The sequence below is a fragment of the Nocardioides sp. NPDC127503 genome, assembly GCF_040302165.1.
GTDB lineage: Bacteria > Actinomycetota > Actinomycetes > Propionibacteriales > Nocardioidaceae > Nocardioides.
Map to the genome: position 1 here is coordinate 288,308 of NZ_JBEORH010000002.1, position 16,442 is coordinate 304,749.

Below are 16,442 nucleotides of genomic sequence, written 5' to 3' on the forward strand. Positions count from 1 at the left end.
TGATGTCCTCCGAGTGGTGGCGTGATGCCGTCATCTACCAGGTCTACCCCCGCAGCTTCGCCGACAGCGACGGCGACGGCACCGGTGACCTTCCCGGGATCCGGTACCGGCTCCCCTACCTCCGTGACCTGGGGGTGGATGCGGTCTGGCTGAGCCCGTTCTACGCCTCGCCGCAGGCGGACGGGGGCTATGACGTGTCCGACTACCGGGCGGTCGACCCGCGGTATGGGACCTTGGACGACGCTCGCGCGCTGATCGCCTCGGCGCACGAGCTCGGGCTGAAGCTCATCGCCGACATCGTCCCCAACCACTCCTCCTCGGAGCACGTGTGGTTCCAGCAGGCCCTCGCCGAGGGGCCGGGCTCGCCGATGCGGTCGCGCTACCACTTCCTGCCCGGACGCGGCGAGAACGGCGAGGAGCCGCCCAACGACTGGGACTCGATCTTCGGCGGTCCCGCTTGGACCCGGGTGCCCGACGGCGAGTGGTACCTCCACCTCTTCGCCCCTGAGCAGCCCGACTTCAACTGGAACTCCCCCGAGGTGCACGCCGAGTTCCTGGACATCCTGCGCTTCTGGCTCGACCTCGGCATCGACGGCTTCCGCATCGATGTCGCCCACGGTCTCGTCAAGGCCGAGGGCCTGCCGTCCATCGGCCACGCCGATCAGCTCCACCTGCTCGGCAACGACGTGATGCCCTTCTTCGACCAGGATGGCGTCCACGAGATCTACCGCTCGTGGCGGCGGGTCCTGGCGGACTACCCGGACCGGATCTTCGTCGCCGAGGCCTGGACGCCTACGGTGGCGCGGTCGGCCAACTACGTACGCCCTGACGAGCTGCACCAGGCCTTCAACTTCGAGTACCTCGACACCACCTGGGACGCCGCCGCGCTGCGCAAGGTCATCGACAGCTCGCTGGACGCGATGCGTCCGGTCGGCGCCCCGGCGACCTGGGTGCTGTCCAACCACGACGTCACCCGGCACGCCACCCGGTTCGCGAACCCGCCGGGGTCGGGGACTCAGATCCGGACCGCCGGGGACCGATCGCTCGGACTCCGCCGGGCTCGCGCGGCGACCTTGCTGATGCTCGCGCTTCCGGGGTCGGCGTACGTCTACCAGGGCGAGGAGCTCGGCCTACCCGACGTCACCGACCTGCCCGACGAGGTCCGCCAGGACCCCTCGTTCCACCGCGCCAACGGCCAGGACGGCTTCCGCGACGGCTGCCGGGTGCCGCTGCCGTGGACCCGGTCGGGTTCGTCCTACGGCTTCGGCGACGGCGGCTCGTGGCTGCCGCAGCCCTCGGAGTGGGGCGAGCTGAGCGTCGAGGCCCAGGCGGGCGTCGAGGGTTCGACCCTCGAGCTCTACCGCTCTGCCATCCGCACCCGTCGCGAGGTCCCCGGCCTCGGCGCCGGCGACGCGGTGACCTGGCACGACGAGGCCCCCGCCGGGGTCCTCTGGTTCGAGCGTGACGGCTTCGCCTGCACGGTCAACACCACCAAGGAGCCCGTACGCATCGCCGCCCCCGGCCGCCGCGTACTCCTCTCCTCCTCGGGCCCCGTGCCCATCACCGACGGCTCCGCCGACCTCCCCGCCGACACCACCGTCTGGTGGCAGATCTAGCCGAGACGACCGGAGCGAGGTCGAGCGGCGAGCTTGCTGCCCCGCGCGCGCCCCCGGTGGCATACCCCGCCCCACCCGCGGACAACCCCCCCCCGCCGCCCCTGTTGGCACATCAGTGCCGACTCGGCCGACGTACGTGACGGCTCGGGCGGCGCGGCTGACGGCTCGGCGTTAGCGGCGGGCGGTGACGTAACAGGCGACGGCGGTGGCGGCGGCTACGTTGAGGGAGTCGATGCCGGCGGACATCGGGATGATGGCGCGGCGGTCGGCGGCCTCCTGCCAGCGCGGGGAGATGCCGTGGCCCTCCGAGCCGAGGACGAGGGCAACCTTGTCGACGCCCTCGACGGCCTTCTCGATGTCGACGGCGTCGTCGGCCAGGGTCAGGGCGACGGTGGTGAAGCCGGCAGTAGAGAGGGACGGGAGCGCTTCGTACCAGTCCGGCAGGCGGGTCCACGGCAGCGCGAAGACCGCGCCCATCGCGACCTTGATCGAGCGTCGGTAGAGCGGGTCGGCGCAGCGGGGCGCGAGCAGTACGGCGTCGAACCCGAGCGCTGCGCCCGACCGGAAGATCGCGCCGACGTTGGTGTGATCGACGATGTCCTCGAGCACCAGGACCGAGCGGGCGCCCTCGAGCACCGAGTCGACCGACGGCAGCGGCCGCCGTTTCAGCGACGCCAACGCACCGCGGTGCACATGGAACCCGGTCACCTCCTCGGCGGCCTTCTCGCTCATCACGTAGCACGGAGCATCGGTCGTAGCGAGCGTGTCGGCGAGCCCGTCGAGCCACTTCGGCGCCATCAGGAAGGAGCGCGGCTCGAAGCCACCGGCCACGGCCCGACGTACGACCTTCTCGCCCTCGGCCAGGAACAGCCCCTCCGCAGTCTCGAGGGACTTGCGCAGCTCGACGTCGCGCAGGTCGCGGTAGTCCGCGAGCCGGGGGTCTCCAGGATCGGAGATCTCGATGAGTTCAGCCATGGTCAGGCGACCTGCACCGAGTCCTTCATGTCCCCCGACACTTCCTCAGGGAAAGAGAGGACGAGGTGCCGGCCGAGCGCGGTCGCGACGCGAGCCAGGGTGTCGATCCGGTTGCGCGTCCCTCCGCCTTCCTCGAGGCGGGAGATGACCGATTGCGTCGTGCCCATCCGAGTGGCCAGCTCACGCTGACTCAGCCCGGCCGCCGTACGCAGGTCGTAGATCAGCTGACCGAGAGCAAGATCCTGTTCGACACTCGCCCTCGTCTCGTCGGACGGCGCGGGACGCTCGGCCCGGACCTCGGACCAGCGGGAGTAGTTCGCCATGATTGCTCTCCTAGGGATAGCGCCGGGCACACTCGGCCGCTGCCTTGCGGGCCCTGGCCACCTCGCCGCGCTCGTTGTCTCGTTGCTTGTGGAACGTCGTCAGAAGGATGATCCGAGCATCGTTCGTGAACCTGTAGGTGATCCTGCGGGCAGTCGACCCCAGAGTGAAGCGGAGCTCGAACAGGCCCTCCCCCAGGCTCCGCGAGAGAGGCATCCGAGCGCGGAACCCCAGATCGGCCAACCGATCCACGATCACCACGACTCGACCCCACTCCTCATCGCTCAGAGCATCCAGCCACTTCACGACCTCGTCATGAAGCTCGACCTCCATACTCATGATCGCATCCACGCGATCATCGCACAAGTGCGATCATGACACGAGAGTCCACCGCACTTGCACAGCACAAGATCCATGAGCCGACCGTAGGCGGCTACTCATGGCAACGAGTCGACGGCGCGCCGACCAGACCAGGCCTAGAAGAAGTCCGGGTGGGCGACTCGGACGACGTCGCCGATGACGATGATCGCCGGGGGCTGGACGTTCTCGTCGGCCAGGGTCTTCTCGAGGGTCTCGAGGGTGGCCAGGACCGTACGCTCGGTGGGCATCGTGCCGTCGCAGATGACCGCGACAGGGGTGCCGGGCTCGCGGCCGCCATCGAGAAGAGCGGTCGCGATCGCGGGGGCGTTCTGGACGGCCATGAGGAGGACCAGGGTGCCGCCCAAGCCGGCGACGGCGGACCAGTTGGTCAGCGAGGTGGGGTCGCCCGGCGGGACGTGGCCGGAGATGACGGTGAACTCGTGTGCGACACCGCGGTGGGTCACGGGAATCCCCGCTACGCCGGGCACGGTCACCGGCGAGGTCAGGCCGGGGATGACGTGGACCGGGACGCCGGCCTCACGGCAGGCGAGCACCTCCTCGAAGCCGCGACCGAAGATGAAGTTGTCGCCGCCCTTGAAGCGCGCGACCGCCTTCCCCTGCTGGGCCGCCTCGACGATGATCCGGTTGATCTCCTCCTGCTGGGCCGAGCGGCCACGGGGAAGCTTGGCGACGTCGACGAGCTCGACGTCGGCGGGCAGCTCGGAGAGCAGCTCTCGCGGTGCCAGCCGGTCGGCGACGACGATGTCGGCCTCCATCAGGGCCTTGCGGCCGGCGACCGAGATCAGCCCGGGGTCACCCGGGCCGCCACCGATCAGGGTCACTCCGGGCACGCGCTGACGCTCGTGCGGAGCGATCAGGTCACCGGAGCGGAGCCCGTCGAGGATCCGGTCGCGTACGCCCGCGGAGCGCCGCGGGTCACGGTTGGCCAGCACAGCGACGGTCAGGTCGCCGTCGTGCCCGGTCGCCGGGGTCCAGGCGGTGGCCTGCGTGCCGTCGTCGGAGCGTACGCAGAAGATCCGTCGCTCCTCTGCGGCGGCCGAGATCTCCTCGTTGACGTCGGCGTTCTGGGTCGCGGCGATGACGTACCAGGCGCCGTCGAGCACATCGGCGGAGAAACGGGCCTGGTGCCAGGTGATCTCGCCCGAGCCGAGCAGCCCCTCCAGGGCCGGGGTCAGCGACGGCGAGACGACCTCGACCCGCGCCCCCGCGGCGATCAGCGCCGGCACGCGCCGCTGCGCCACCCGGCCACCACCCACGACGACCACCCTCCGCCCCTCCAGGATGAGGCCGGCGGGATAGGGAACGACATGCTCTGAACTCATGGGTACATCCTCGCCCAACACCGAGGTGCGGCCTGACAACGGGTCGATTCGCGGACTACGTTGGTGGGCATGGCACTCGATCGTCCGGTGAAGCCGGATCCCTACTCGCTCATGCCCGCCCTCCCCTCCTTCACGCTGACCAGCGACGACGTGACCGACGGTCAGCCGCTGAAGCAGGACCAGGTCTACGACGACGGCAACACCTCCCCGCAGCTCAGCTGGAGCGGCGCGCCGGAGGGAACGAAGTCGTACGTCATCACCTGCTTCGACCCCGACGCGCCCACCCCCAGCGGCTTCTGGCACTGGGCCCTGGTCGACGTCCCCGCAGATGTGACCGAGCTGCCCGCCGGCGCGGGGGCCGGCTCTGCCGAGCTCCCGGGCAAGGCGTTCCATGTCGCGACCGACTTCGGCACCAAGGAGTTCGGCGGCGCCGCTCCGCCGGCCGGTGACCAGGTCCACCGCTACTACTTCGTGGTCCACGCGGTCGGCGAGGAGACGCTGGGCGTGGACGACGAGGTCACCCCGGCCGTCGTCTCCTTCAACCTGGCCTTCAAGGCGCTGGCCCGCGCCGTCGTGGTCGGCACCTACCAGCACTGAGGCGGTGGGAGTCCTGGGGCGACCCAGGGCTCCCTCAGCCGGATGCGAGGTGGGTCAGCAGCGTCGGCGTACGTCGATGCTCGACGTCGCGCGACAGCCCGAACGCGAGGAACATCTCGCTCAGACACCGCTCGAACTGCCGCCTGCCGCTGAAGAGCCTGCTGATGATCGCGCGGTCGGGGAACCCGGCCTGGATCAGGCCCAGCACCTCGCTCTGGCGCATCGACAGCCTCGCCATCGCATCGGGATCGGCGTCGGGCGACGCCTCGACCATCCGGGAGATGACCTCCGGGTCGACGACGACCTCACCCGACGCCACCCGCCCGACGACGTCGAGGAAGTGCGGGACGGTGCGTACGCGGGACTTGCGCAGGTAGCCGAGACCGCCGGTGCCGGTGCTGGCGAAGACGGCAGCCGCGTAGGCCGTGTCGACCGAGTCGGCGAGCACGACGATGCCCATCTCCGGCACCTTCTCGTGCAGCCGGAGGGTGGCGCTGATGCCCTCGTCGTCCGGGCCCAGCCGGGCGTCGGTCACGACCAGCGTGGGCAGCGTGTCGGTCGCGGCCTGGACGAGCGCCTCGGCGTCACCGGCGTCGGCGACAACCTGGTAGCCACCACGCGCGAGCAGGGCCGTGAGTCCAGCACGAAGGAGAGGCGACTCGTCGGCAACGACGACGCTCGGCTCATAGCTGGACACAACGGCTCCGCTCGGTGCTGGGGGTAGCGGTCGACACGCATTCTGTCGCACTTCCTCGCAAACCCTCGGTATCTCGCGCCGTGTTCACATCGGCAGCCGAAGGAAACCCCGCCCGGGTCAGAACTCCGGCGGCCCTTCGGAGGCCCGCTTGAGCAGTGTCTCGAAGGACGTCGGGTTGGCGAACTCGTCCTCCACCAGCGGCCGGTGCTGCGCCGGGAAGGGCGTGCCGCCACCCACGGCCAGCAGGGCAGCCAGCTCGGTCGCGGCACGGTCTACCCGCTTGGGGAGCTCCGGGCCACCGGCGAAGTCTTCGGTGGCGGCGAAGACCCCGGTCGGTACGACCACGGCGTGCAGGTAGGCGAAGAGCGGCCGCAGCGCGTGCTCGAGCACCAGCGAGTGCCGGGCGGTGCCAGCGGTGGCGGCGATCAGGACCGGCTTCGCGTCCAGGACGCCCTGCTCGAGGACGTCGAAGAACGTCTTGAACAGACCCGAGTAGGAGGCCGAGAAGACCGGTGTGACCGCGATGACGGCGTCGGCACGGCGCACCTGGTCGATGGCCGACTGGAGCGCCGGCTTGGCGAACCCGGTGAGCAGGTTGTCGGTCAGCTCGTGTGCCAGGCCGCGCAGCTCGACGTGCTCGACCTCGACCTCCGCGCCCCGGGCCTGTACGGCCCGGGTCGTGGCGTCGCCGAGCATGTCGGCGAGCAGCTTGGTCGAGGACGGGACCGACAGCCCCGCGGAGACGACGACGATTCGGGTCACAGCTCCCCCTCGAGAACCTTGGCGACCTCCGGGTCGGTCAGGTCGCGGTCGGACGAGCCGGTGGCGGAGTCGCCCTCGGCGTAGACGGTCGAGTCCTTCGCGCCGCCGGCCTTCTCCACCAGGGAGGCGTGGGTCGGGGCGTCCGTGACGCCGGGCTTGCGCAGCTTCGCGAACTCAGCGCGCAGGGTCGGGAGGATCTCGCCGTAGAGGTCGAGCTGCTCCAGCACCGTCTTCAGCGGCAGCCCGGCGTGGTCGAGCAGGAAGAGCTGGCGCTGGTAGTCGCCGACGTACTCGCGGAACGAGAGCGTCCGCTCGATGACCTGCTGCGGTGAGCCGACGGTCAGCGGGGTGGCCTCGCTGAAGTCCTCCAGCGAGGGGCCGTGGCCGTAGACCGGGGCGTTGTCGAAGTAGGGCCGGAACTCGTTGATCGCGTCCTGTGAGTTGTGGCGCATGAAGAACTGTCCGCCCAGCCCGACGATGGCCTGGTCGGCGGTGCCGTGGCCGTAGTGCTCGAAGCGCTGCCGGTAGAGCTGCACCATCTGCTTGGTGTGCGAGGCCGGCCAGAAGATGTGGTTGTGGAAGAAGCCGTCGCCATAGTACGCAGCCTGCTCGGCGATCTCAGGCGAGCGGATCGAGCCGTGCCAGACGAACGGCGCGACGCCGTCCAGCGGCCGCGGGGTCGAGGTGTAGCCCTGCAGCGGCGTACGGAACCGGCCGGACCAGTCGACGACGTCCTCGCTCCACAGCCGGCGCAGCAGGGCGTAGTTCTCGATCGCCAGGTTGATGCCCTGGCGGATGTCCTTGCCGAACCAGGGGTAGACCGGGCCGGTGTTGCCGCGGCCCATCATCAGGTCGACGCGGCCGTCGGTGAGGTGCTGGATCTTGGCGTAGTCCTCCGCGATCAGCACCGGGTCGGTGGTGGTGATCAGCGTGGTCGCGGTGCTCAGGATGATGTTCTCGGTCTTGGCACCGATGTAGGCCAGGGTGGCGGTCGGGTTGGATGCGATGAACGGCGGGTTGTGGTGCTCACCGGTCGCGAAGACGTCCAGGCCCACCTCCTCGGCGTGCTTGGCGATCTCGACGGTGGCCTTGATGCGCTCGTGCTCCGTCGGGGTCCTGCCGGTCGTCGGGTCCATCGTGACGTCACCGACGGTGAAGATGCCGAACTGCATACCCATGGTTCCCTGCCCCTTTCGTGGACTCTTCCACGATAGTTGAAATCCGAACTACTCGGCAAACAGTTGCTGCATCAACGTTATTCCAGGAAACCCCTTGGCGTACGCAGGCCCCGTTGTGCCAACGTACGTCAGGTGTCCGGGGCGCTGCATTCACAGTTGAGTCTGTATGCGGCGATCGCGACCAGCTCCTTCCGGCGCTACTCCACCTACACCGCGGCCACGCTCGCCGGGATCTTCACCAACTCGGTCTTCGGGATCATCCTCAGCTTCGCCTACCTGGCGCTGTGGGAGCAGAACCCGTCGGCCGGCGGCTACCAGGCCGACGAGGCGGTCACCTTCGTCTGGATCGGGCAGGCACTGCTGATGACGATCGCGCTGTGGAGCGGCGGCTCGACCGACGACCTCGCCGAGCGGATCCGCAACGGCGACATCGCCGTCGACCTCTACCGTCCCGTCAGCGTCCTCGGCTGGTATCTCGCCGCCGACCTCGGCCGCGGGCTCTACCACTTCGCGACCCGGGGCGTGGCCCCGGCGATCATCGGCGCGCTCCTCTTCGGGCTGGTCCTGCCCTCCCCCGCCGGCGCGGTCGGGTTCCTGGTCAGCATCACGCTCGCGGTGGTGGTCAGCTTCGCCGTCCGGTTCCTCTTCGCCGCCAGCGCGTTCTGGCTCCTGGACGCGACCGGTCCGCGGGTGCTGCTGAGCGTGCTGGCCACCTTCTTCAGCGGGCTCACGTTGCCACTCACCCTCTTCCCCGACGGGCTGCGCCAGGTCGCGCTGGCGCTGCCGTTCGCCTCCTACATCCAGACCCCTGCCGACATCTGGCTGGGCCGCCACACCGGTCTCGACATGCTCGCCGCGATCGGGCTGCAGGTCCTGTGGGCGGTCGTCCTCCTGGGGGCCTGCGCGCTCGTGCTGCGCGCCGCGACCCGCAAGGTGGTGGTCCAGGGTGGTTGAGCACGTTGCTCACGCGGTGCGCGCCTACTGGCTCATCGCGTTGCTGTGGATCCGGGCGGCGATGGCCTATCCGCTCTCGTTCTGGACGATGACAGTCGGTGGCGTACTCATCACCTTCCTCGACTTCGTGGCGATCTGGCTGATGTTCAGCCACGTCGACACCTACGGCGGCTTCACGCTGCGCGAGGTCGCCCTGCTCTACGGAGTCACCTCGATCGCGTTCCGGGTCGCCGACATGCTGGTCGGGAGCGTGGAGAAGATCGGTCAGAAGGTACGCAGCGGCGATCTCGACGCGATGATGACCAAGCCGGTCCCGGTGCTGGTGCAGCTGTGCGCCGACCGGTTCGAGCTGCGCCGGCTCGGCCAGATCGCTCAGGGCATCGCGGTCTTCGCGTGGGCGTCGCCGATCGTGGACTGGAACCCACAGCGTCTGCTGGTGCTCGTGGTGGCGATCGTCTCGGGTGTGGTCATCTACTTCTGCGTGTTCGTGACCTTCTCGACGATCCAGTTCTGGACCACGGACGCCTCCGAGTTCGCCAACGCCTTCACCTACGGCGGCAACACGATCATGCAGTATCCGATGACGATCTTCCCGCGCGAGGTCGTCCGGTCGCTGACCTACCTGCTGCCGCTGGCGTTCGTGAACTGGTACCCCTGCCTCTTCCTGGTCGGACGCACCGACCCGTTCGGCGCTCCGGACTGGTTCCGCTTCGCCTCGCCCCTGGCCGCGCTGGTGCTGGTCGGTCTGACCACGCTCGTGTGGCGTCAGGGGCTTCGTCGTTATCGATCCACCGGGAGCTGATGTGGCACTGATCGAGGTGCGGGACCTGTCCCGAGACTTCACGATCCGCAAGCGTGCGGGTCTGTTGAGACGTACGTCGGTGGTGAAGCACGCCGTCCACGACCTCTCCTTCGAGATCGATGCCGGTGAGATGGTCGGCTACATCGGCCCCAACGGCGCCGGGAAGTCGACCACGATCAAGATGCTCACCGGGATCCTGGTGCCGTCCGGCGGGTCAGCGCGGGTGGCGGGCCTGGAGCCCTCCCGCCAGCGCCGGGAGCTGGCCCGGCGGATCGGGGTCGTGTTCGGGCAGCGTACGTCGCTGTGGTGGGACCTGCCGCTGCGCGACTCGTTCGAGCTGCTGCGCCGGATCTACCGGATCCCTGACAAGACCTTCCGCCGCAACCTCGAGGACCACGTCGCGCTGCTCGACCTCGGCGAGCTGATGGACACCCCCGTGCGGCAGCTGAGCCTGGGGCAGCGGATGCGCGGCGACATCGCCGCGGCACTGCTCCACGACCCCGAGATCCTCTATCTCGACGAGCCCACGATCGGTCTCGACGTCATCTCCAAGGGGCGCCTGCGGGAGTTCCTGCGAGCCCTCAACCACGAGCGTGGGACGACCCTGATGCTCACCACGCACGACCTGCAGGACATCGAGGCGCTCTGCGACCGGGTCATCGTCATCGACCACGGCACCGCCGTCTTCGACGGCCCGCTGCCCTCCCTGCGCGCGAACGGCGACGCCTCCCGCACCCTCGTCGTCGACCTCGTCGACGAGGCCTCCCCGATCACCATCCAGGGCGCCCGGGTCGTGAAGGTCGAGGGCCCCCGCCAATGGCTCGCCTTCCCCGCCGGCGCATCCGCCGCCCCGCTGGTGGCGCAGGTCGCCGCTGCGTACGACGTCGCCGACCTGTCCATCCACGAGCCCGACATCGAGGACGTCATCCGGCAGCTCTACTCGCGCTGACCCGGGCAGGGCTCAGGACTCGGCGCGGAGGACGGCTAGGTCGTCGGGCTGGCGGGAGAGCTCGGTGAGGGTGTGGCGGAGGCGGCCCAGGAGGGCGTCGACGGAGGCGGCGGCCACCACGGTGTCGGGGTAGCGGACGCGGACGGCGAGGCCGCCGTGGGTGCGGGAGAACCAGATCTGGACGTCGTCGGCCAGGGTCGAGGCGGAGATGTGCTGGGCGTCGCGGTCGAGGTGGGCGGAGCCACCGGGGACGTGGCGGTAGTCGACCCAGGAGACGACGAAGACGTCGCTGCGGGTCTGCACCAGCGGCTCGGTGAGCGAGCCGAGGACCTGGTCGAGCGGCACCGACCCGAGACGTACGCCATGACGGACCGCGTCGCCGGCCTCGGCCAGGCCGAGATCGGTGAGCGAGGCGGGCACGGTGAGCGGGACGGTGGTGGTGTACCAGCCGATTGACCGGGTCAAGGGTTCGGCGGAGCGCGTGGAGACCGGCGCCATCGTGTCCAGCCGGTCACCGCCACCGAGGTCGGAGAGCGCGGTGGCGAGGGCGGCCAGGACGGCAGCGTACGTCGAGGCGCCGCTGTTGCGGGCGCGGGCGCCGATGCGGTCCATCAGGTCGGCGTGGGCGAGCGGAGCCACGGCGGTGGCCTGGGTGGCCCGCTCCCCCGGCTCAAGACCGAGCGGCAACGGGAAGGTCGGCAGCCGATGGCCGCGGCCGCCGAGGAACTCGCCCCAGCCACGCAGCAGCGGGTCGTCGGCGCCGACCCAGGCGGGGCCGTCGGCTCCCTGCTCGACGGCGTCGAGGAACGACCTCACCGGCGGCAGCGACGGTTCGTCGCCGCCCTCGGTGAAGGTGGCGTAGAGGTGAGCGAGCTCTTCGACCGCGACGGCGACCGAGTGGGCGTCGCAGTGCAGGTGGTCCATGCCGAGGACGATCGTGGAGCGGTCGGGGCGGGAGATCGCGGCAGGCAGGAAAGCCGGGTAGGCGAACGGCCCGCACCGCTCATCGAGGGCGGCGTGCAGCGCGGCGCGGGTCTCCTCGACGGAGCTGGTGTGGCCGACGGAGGTCATCGACCAGGTCAGGGTGCCGGGGTGGTGCCGGCGGGCCTGGAGCCCCTCGGACCCGGCGACGACCTCGAGCTGCAGGCTGCCGTGGCGGGCGAGGAAGGCGCGCCAGGTGCGGGAGAGCGCGACCGGCTCGATCGGTCCGTCGACGTCGAAGGCGGCGGCCAGCCAGACGGTCGGCGCTCCGGCCATCGCGCCGGCGAGGTGGTTGCGCTGGTTGAGCGAGAGCTCGGCGGGCGCACCGTGGGCGGGGGCGGAGAGGTCCCAGCGCAGCAGCGTGCCCGGCCGGGGCTCCCACAGATCAGCGGTCGTGACCAGCATGTCCGGTCCCGATGATCTGGTCGCCGGTCTGCTCGATCGACACAGTGACAGGACGCACCGGCAGACCGAGGTCGGCGAGCACATCGTGGAGCGCCTCGAAGAAGGTCGCCACGGCCCGTCCGCCCTGCTCGGTGTCGGGGCTCTGGGTGGCCAGCTCGAAGCGGTCGGCGAAGCGGTTGACCCACAGGCTCGCGTTGGCGGTGCGACCCTCGCCGGTGAAGTGCAGCCCGGTGTCGAACGGGGTGGTTCCGGCGCCGGGGAACTTGCGTACGTCGAGGTAGGAGACCATCTGCGGGCTGGCCAGCTCGGTCGGCGCGAGCACGCCGCCGGCGACCATCGCGCCCAGGGCGACGTGGACCGGGGTGCGGGCCAGCTTGCGGGCGGTGCCGAATGCCTTCTCCGCCGCGAGCACGGTCTCGGGGAAGGTCTCCCCCAGCGGCATCGAGACGGGCGCGAAGTTGCAGAACCAGCCGTGCGACATCGCGGTCTGTTGCGACCGGGTGCCCAGCACGGTGATCCCGAGGTAGTCCGAGGTGCCGGTCAGGCGCTGCTCGACGTGGGCCAGGAGCGCGAAGACGCCACTGGTGAACCGGCCGCCGGCGCCCCGGCAGAGCTCCTCGAGCGCTTCCACCGCCTCGCCCTCGAGTGCGGTCCAGGTCCGGATCCGGACCGGCGCGGTCTCACCCGGAGCCAGCCCGAGGTCGACCGGGAACCGCGGCAGCCGCCCGTCGTGGCGCGAGACGATGTCGGCCCACTCGCGCACCGCCGGTGTCTCCGCATCGCACTCGGCGGCCAGCTGGTGCTCCTCGGCTGCGTACGTCACGAAGCTGCCGGCAGCCGGTAGCTCTGGCGACGAAGCGCCCAGGGCGGCGGTATAGGCGGCGCCGAGCTCGGCCGGGACCATCAGCTGCGAGGCGCCGTCGGTGAAGGCGTGGTCGCAGCCCCAGAAGTACGTGAAGCCCTCCTCGCGCACGATCGCGCCGAGAAGGAACGGCGTCCAGGAGTCGGGGCGGCACTGCTCGTCCCACAGGCTGACGAGCAGCTCCTGCCAGCCACCGGACCAGTCGGCCGGCACCTCGACCTCGACGGCCTCGAAGGCGATCGCGTCAGCAGGCACGAGGTGTCGCACCGGAGTGGAGCCGGAGAGGTCGAACCAGGTGCGCAGCCCCTCGTGCCGACCGACGAACGAGGTCAGCGCCTCGATGTAGGCCGTCTCGTCGAAGGCCACATCGAACTCGCCGCAGGTCCCGGTCCAGGCGCGGTGCACGCCGCCGGAGGCGACCTTGGCGCGGTAGGCGTTGAGGTGGTCGGCCTGCAGGAACGAGGGGGCTCCGGGAGAGATCGGCGCCGCGTCGGCCGCGGCTCGGCACTCGGCAGTCGGGCGCAGCACGACCACCCGGCCGGGCGCCGGAGCCAGCTCCGCGAGCGCCCCGATCCTCATGCGGTGCCCTCCAGCGCCGCAGTCTCGGGCTGCGCGATCTCCTCCAGCAGCCCACTCATCCCGCCGATCAGGTCGCGCACGACCCGTTCTGCCGCGACCGTCTCGGGGTAGCGCGTCGAGACGTTGAGACCGTCCCGGTCACGCACGAGCCACAGGTAGACCTCGTCGTCGGCGCGGACAGGGGCCCGCAGCGTACGGGCGTCCCACTCGTTCCAGCGCTCGGCGCCGGAGATGAAGCGGGTGTCGACGAAGGTGACCACGAAGTGCGGCGCGTCGTCGACACCGAGCAGGTCGGCGACCCGGGCGAACGGCTGCGGGACCAGCGGCTTGGCCGCGGCGAGCGCGGTCTGGACGCGGACGGCGACCTCGGGCAGCGTCTGGGCGCCGGTGATGTCGAGGGTGATCGGGACGAGGCCGACGTACCAGCCGACCGCGGCGGCGTGCTCGGCGGTGTAGCGGGTGTGCATGGGCGCCACGAAACGCATCCGCTCCACGCCGTGCTGGGCTCGCAGGACGTACGCCATCGCGCCCATCATCCCGGCTTGGAAGGAGACGCCGGCGCTCTTGCACAGCTCGCCCAGGATCCGGGCCTGGCGTGGGTCGCCGAGCCACTGCGACAGGCTGGCCTGCGGCAACGGCTCCGCCGAGGCGGGTACGTCGGTGATGCCCGTGACCGGGAAGTCGGCGAACCGAAGGTTCCCGTCGGGACCGGTCAGCCAATCGCGCCAGACCTGCACCGACTCGCTCTCCAGCGACATCGCCTCGCCGGTGACCCGCTCCTCGGCGGCGTGGTCGATGTGGCTGCCGGTGGTGGCCGCGGCCAGCTCCGCGAACGGCTCGCCGGCCAGCGCCCGCTCGTAGAGCGAGGCGATCTCCTCGAACCAGAGCAGCTGGGAGTAGGCGTCCATGACGCCGTGGTCGGCACCGAAGACCAGGGTGAAGCCATCGGCGTCGGCCACCGTCGCGAAGACGACGTAGGGCCAGGCCGACGGGTCGATGTGATCGGCGAGGAAGTCCGAGACGCAGCCACGGGCGTCCTCGCCGTCGAACCGGCCGAGGACGGTGGTGGTCACCGACACGTCTGCCGCGGCGACGGCACGACGCCGACGACCGGCCGCGGTCTCCTCGACGGTCCCGCGCAGCGCCTCGTGCCGTCCGATCCAGGCCCGGAGCGCGAGGCCAAGCGCCTCGGTGTCGAGCTGCCCGCGCAACCGCATGATCGAGCCGATCCAGGAGCCCGCCTCGGCGGTGTCCAGGTGAAGCTCATGGTTGTGGGACAGCCGGCGTTCGTCGTCGACCCAGGCGCTCGGCTCCGCGGTGGGGATCCACGCGGTCACCTCGCCCGGGGGTACGTCGTACGCGGACAGCTCGGTGTACTCCATCGGAGGTGGAGTTCCTCTCTGAGGTGGGGGGCTCATTGCGGCAAAACGTCATCTCGGGGACCCGAACGAACCTCAAGAACGCCGTAGCCCGAGAAGGCGACCCGCCTGGGACGACAGCGATGTCGTCCACGTCGCGGCCTATTGTGCACACAGGTCCGCACCCGAATTCGACCGCCCCCGGACGTGGGAATTGCCACACTTCTTTATTGCCCCCGGGGGTTTACATGACGTATCGAGTCCGATTGACTCCTCCCCCTGCGCGCGCTATCGCTGTGTGATCTCGTCGGGCCTTCACCCGGCTGCCCGCTCTATCTCGAGGACTCCCCCATGCCCGCTGCCACCCGTGCATCGATCGACAACTCCGGCCGCCTGCAGTTCGCCGACGACCTCTTCGCCAGGCGCCATCGCGGCCTCGGAAGTCCGATCGCCAACCAGTGGATCTGGCGGCTCAACAGCCCGTACGACGCCGATCGGCTGCGCTACATCGCGGCCGGCCTGGCCGAGGGCGGGCTCTCGCGAAAGCTGCACCGGGCGAGGTTCCCCGGAGCCCGCGACCTGTGGACCAACGCCGACCGTGAGTCGATCGAGCTCTACGAGGAGATCCTCCCCGTCGGCGAGATCACCGACTGGCTCCAGCAGCGGCACAGCGACCACCTCGACCCGCACGAGGGCCTGACCTACCGGCTCACCGCGATCAACCTCGACGACGGCACCTCGGTCGTCTCGATGCTGCTCGCCCACGCGGTCGGTGACGGCGGCTCGGTCCTCGACGCCGTGTCCCGGGCTGCCCGCGGCGAGCCGCTGCGCCTGCCTCCCGCGCCGGCCAAGGGCTGGCACCGCCTCCGCGCCGAGGCCGCCGACAGTCGCGCACAGTGGCGCGCCGTCCGCGACTGGACCAAGGCCCGACGCCAGGCCAAGAAGGACGGCACCGCCGCCCTGGCCACCAAGGCGCCGCGTGTCTACCCGGAGGCCACCCCGAACCCGGCGCCGGAGACTTGGCGGATGCCGCGGATGATCGCCGAGTTCGACACCGAGACGATGACGAAGATCGCCGCCGAGCACGGCGGCTCGACCAACGCCTGGTTCATCAACGTGGTCGCCGACCTGCTCGTCCGCATCGACCACGTACCGGTCGACCGGGGCGACGTCCCGGTCTCGCTGCCGATGAGCGACTTCCAGCCCGGGGACGTACGCTCCAACTCGACGCGCGTGGCCATGGTCGAGGTGCCACGCGAGGTGCTCGACAAGCGCGATCTCGCCGCGATCAAGAAGCTCTCCAAGGCGGCCTACATCCGCCTCGGTCAGGCCGGCCCGGGGCTGGTCCCGGTGCCGCTGGCGATGATGCAGATGCTGCCCGACGCCGTGCTCGACAAGCTCCCGCAGCCGCCGGCCGCCGCGTGCATGGCCTCCAACCTGCCTCAGCTTCCCGACGACTACCGCTACGCGATGGGCGATGACGTACGCCTCGTGGCCGGGCTCGCCGGCTACCAGAACGCGACCGCCCAGGACGCCTACGACGTCGGCGGCGGGATCATCTCCTGGCTGATCCAGTCCGGGCCGCGTACGACGCTCAACCTCGTCGCCGCCGAGCCCGACCGCGTGCCTGACCTGGACTTCCTGAAGAACCTGGTCGTCGAGGAGCTCGGCTCGTGGGGTCTGACCGTCGAGGTGTGGTGACT

At 70.3% G+C, this 16,442-nt stretch carries 16 protein-coding genes; 6 read left to right on the forward strand and 10 right to left on the reverse strand.

Going from position 1 to position 16,442, the window contains the following annotated elements; translation table 11 throughout:
- Positions 1 to 2: 2 nt before the first annotated feature.
- Positions 3 to 1,616: a glycoside hydrolase family 13 protein gene (locus tag ABTW65_RS05390; RefSeq protein WP_350658920.1), complete on the forward strand. Its 1,614-nt coding sequence runs from the start codon at positions 3 to 5 to the stop codon at positions 1,614 to 1,616.
- Between the two features lie 171 nt (positions 1,617 to 1,787).
- Here the strand turns inward: ABTW65_RS05390 and ABTW65_RS05395 are convergent, their stop codons facing one another.
- The 4 genes from ABTW65_RS05395 to cobA all read right to left on the reverse strand — a co-directional run bounded on the left by ABTW65_RS05395 (position 1,788) and on the right by cobA (position 4,615).
- On the reverse strand, positions 1,788 to 2,591 hold the full coding sequence (locus tag ABTW65_RS05395) for a TrmH family RNA methyltransferase (RefSeq protein WP_350658921.1): 804 nt from the start codon (positions 2,589 to 2,591) through the stop codon (positions 1,788 to 1,790).
- 2 nt (positions 2,592 to 2,593) lie between these two features.
- Positions 2,594 to 2,914 (reverse strand): helix-turn-helix domain-containing protein, encoded by a 321-nt coding sequence (locus tag ABTW65_RS05400; protein ID WP_350658922.1) that lies wholly within the window; start codon positions 2,912 to 2,914, stop codon positions 2,594 to 2,596.
- Positions 2,915 to 2,924: 10 nt separating this feature from the next.
- The gene (locus tag ABTW65_RS05405) at positions 2,925 to 3,251 is read right to left on the reverse strand and encodes a type II toxin-antitoxin system RelE/ParE family toxin (protein WP_350658924.1); all 327 of its coding nucleotides are present in this window, start codon (positions 3,249 to 3,251) and stop codon (positions 2,925 to 2,927) included.
- Between the two features lie 137 nt (positions 3,252 to 3,388).
- Complete coding sequence (gene cobA, locus ABTW65_RS05410; RefSeq protein ID WP_350658925.1) at positions 3,389 to 4,615, reverse strand: uroporphyrinogen-III C-methyltransferase; 1,227 nt, start codon at positions 4,613 to 4,615, stop codon at positions 3,389 to 3,391.
- A gap of 69 nt (positions 4,616 to 4,684) precedes the next feature.
- Between cobA and ABTW65_RS05415 the strand changes: the two genes are divergently transcribed.
- Positions 4,685 to 5,212, forward strand: coding sequence for a YbhB/YbcL family Raf kinase inhibitor-like protein (locus ABTW65_RS05415; RefSeq protein WP_350658926.1), 528 nt, complete (start codon positions 4,685 to 4,687; stop codon positions 5,210 to 5,212).
- A 34-nt stretch (positions 5,213 to 5,246) separates the two neighbouring features.
- Here ABTW65_RS05415 and ABTW65_RS05420 read toward each other — a convergent pair whose 3' ends face one another.
- The 3 genes from ABTW65_RS05420 to ABTW65_RS05430 form a co-directional block, all read right to left on the reverse strand.
- Complete coding sequence (locus ABTW65_RS05420; protein ID WP_350658927.1) at positions 5,247 to 5,909, reverse strand: response regulator; 663 nt, start codon at positions 5,907 to 5,909, stop codon at positions 5,247 to 5,249.
- Between the two features lie 117 nt (positions 5,910 to 6,026).
- On the reverse strand, positions 6,027 to 6,671 hold the full coding sequence (locus ABTW65_RS05425; protein ID WP_350658928.1) for an FMN reductase: 645 nt from the start codon (positions 6,669 to 6,671) through the stop codon (positions 6,027 to 6,029).
- A complete protein-coding gene (locus ABTW65_RS05430) occupies positions 6,668 to 7,843 on the reverse strand; it encodes an LLM class flavin-dependent oxidoreductase (RefSeq protein WP_350659269.1) in 1,176 nt (391 codons plus the stop codon). The genes ABTW65_RS05425 and ABTW65_RS05430 overlap by 4 nt, the downstream gene beginning before the upstream one ends.
- Positions 7,844 to 8,005: 162 nt before the next feature.
- On the opposite strand from ABTW65_RS05430, the gene ABTW65_RS05435 reads away from it, so the two are divergent.
- Genes ABTW65_RS05435 through ABTW65_RS05445 form a run of 3 tightly spaced genes read left to right on the forward strand, consistent with a single transcriptional unit; the run spans position 8,006 to position 10,554 of the window.
- Positions 8,006 to 8,803 (forward strand): ABC transporter permease, encoded by a 798-nt coding sequence (locus tag ABTW65_RS05435; RefSeq protein ID WP_350658929.1) that lies wholly within the window; start codon positions 8,006 to 8,008, stop codon positions 8,801 to 8,803.
- Positions 8,796 to 9,605, forward strand: coding sequence for an ABC transporter permease (locus tag ABTW65_RS05440; protein WP_350658930.1), 810 nt, complete (start codon positions 8,796 to 8,798; stop codon positions 9,603 to 9,605). The genes ABTW65_RS05435 and ABTW65_RS05440 overlap by 8 nt, the downstream gene beginning before the upstream one ends.
- 1 nt (position 9,606) lies before the next feature.
- Positions 9,607 to 10,554 carry an ABC transporter ATP-binding protein gene (locus tag ABTW65_RS05445; protein ID WP_350658931.1) on the forward strand — a complete coding sequence of 316 codons (948 nt, stop codon included), beginning with the start codon at positions 9,607 to 9,609 and terminating at the stop codon, positions 10,552 to 10,554.
- Positions 10,555 to 10,566: 12 nt separating this feature from the next.
- Here ABTW65_RS05445 and ABTW65_RS05450 read toward each other — a convergent pair whose 3' ends face one another.
- Genes ABTW65_RS05450 through ABTW65_RS05460 form a run of 3 tightly spaced genes read right to left on the reverse strand, consistent with a single transcriptional unit; the run spans position 10,567 to position 14,763 of the window.
- Positions 10,567 to 11,940, reverse strand: coding sequence for a condensation domain-containing protein (locus ABTW65_RS05450; protein ID WP_350658933.1), 1,374 nt, complete (start codon positions 11,938 to 11,940; stop codon positions 10,567 to 10,569).
- Positions 11,921 to 13,381 (reverse strand): condensation domain-containing protein, encoded by a 1,461-nt coding sequence (locus tag ABTW65_RS05455; protein WP_350658934.1) that lies wholly within the window; start codon positions 13,379 to 13,381, stop codon positions 11,921 to 11,923. Before ABTW65_RS05455 ends, ABTW65_RS05450 begins: the two co-directional genes overlap by 20 nt.
- Entirely contained in the window at positions 13,378 to 14,763 is a 1,386-nt protein-coding gene (locus ABTW65_RS05460; protein ID WP_350658935.1) for a condensation domain-containing protein, read from the reverse strand. Before ABTW65_RS05460 ends, ABTW65_RS05455 begins: the two co-directional genes overlap by 4 nt.
- A gap of 327 nt (positions 14,764 to 15,090) precedes the next feature.
- On the opposite strand from ABTW65_RS05460, the gene ABTW65_RS05465 reads away from it, so the two are divergent.
- Positions 15,091 to 16,440: a hypothetical protein gene (locus ABTW65_RS05465; RefSeq protein ID WP_350658936.1), complete on the forward strand. Its 1,350-nt coding sequence runs from the start codon at positions 15,091 to 15,093 to the stop codon at positions 16,438 to 16,440.
- Positions 16,441 to 16,442 lie beyond the last annotated feature (2 nt).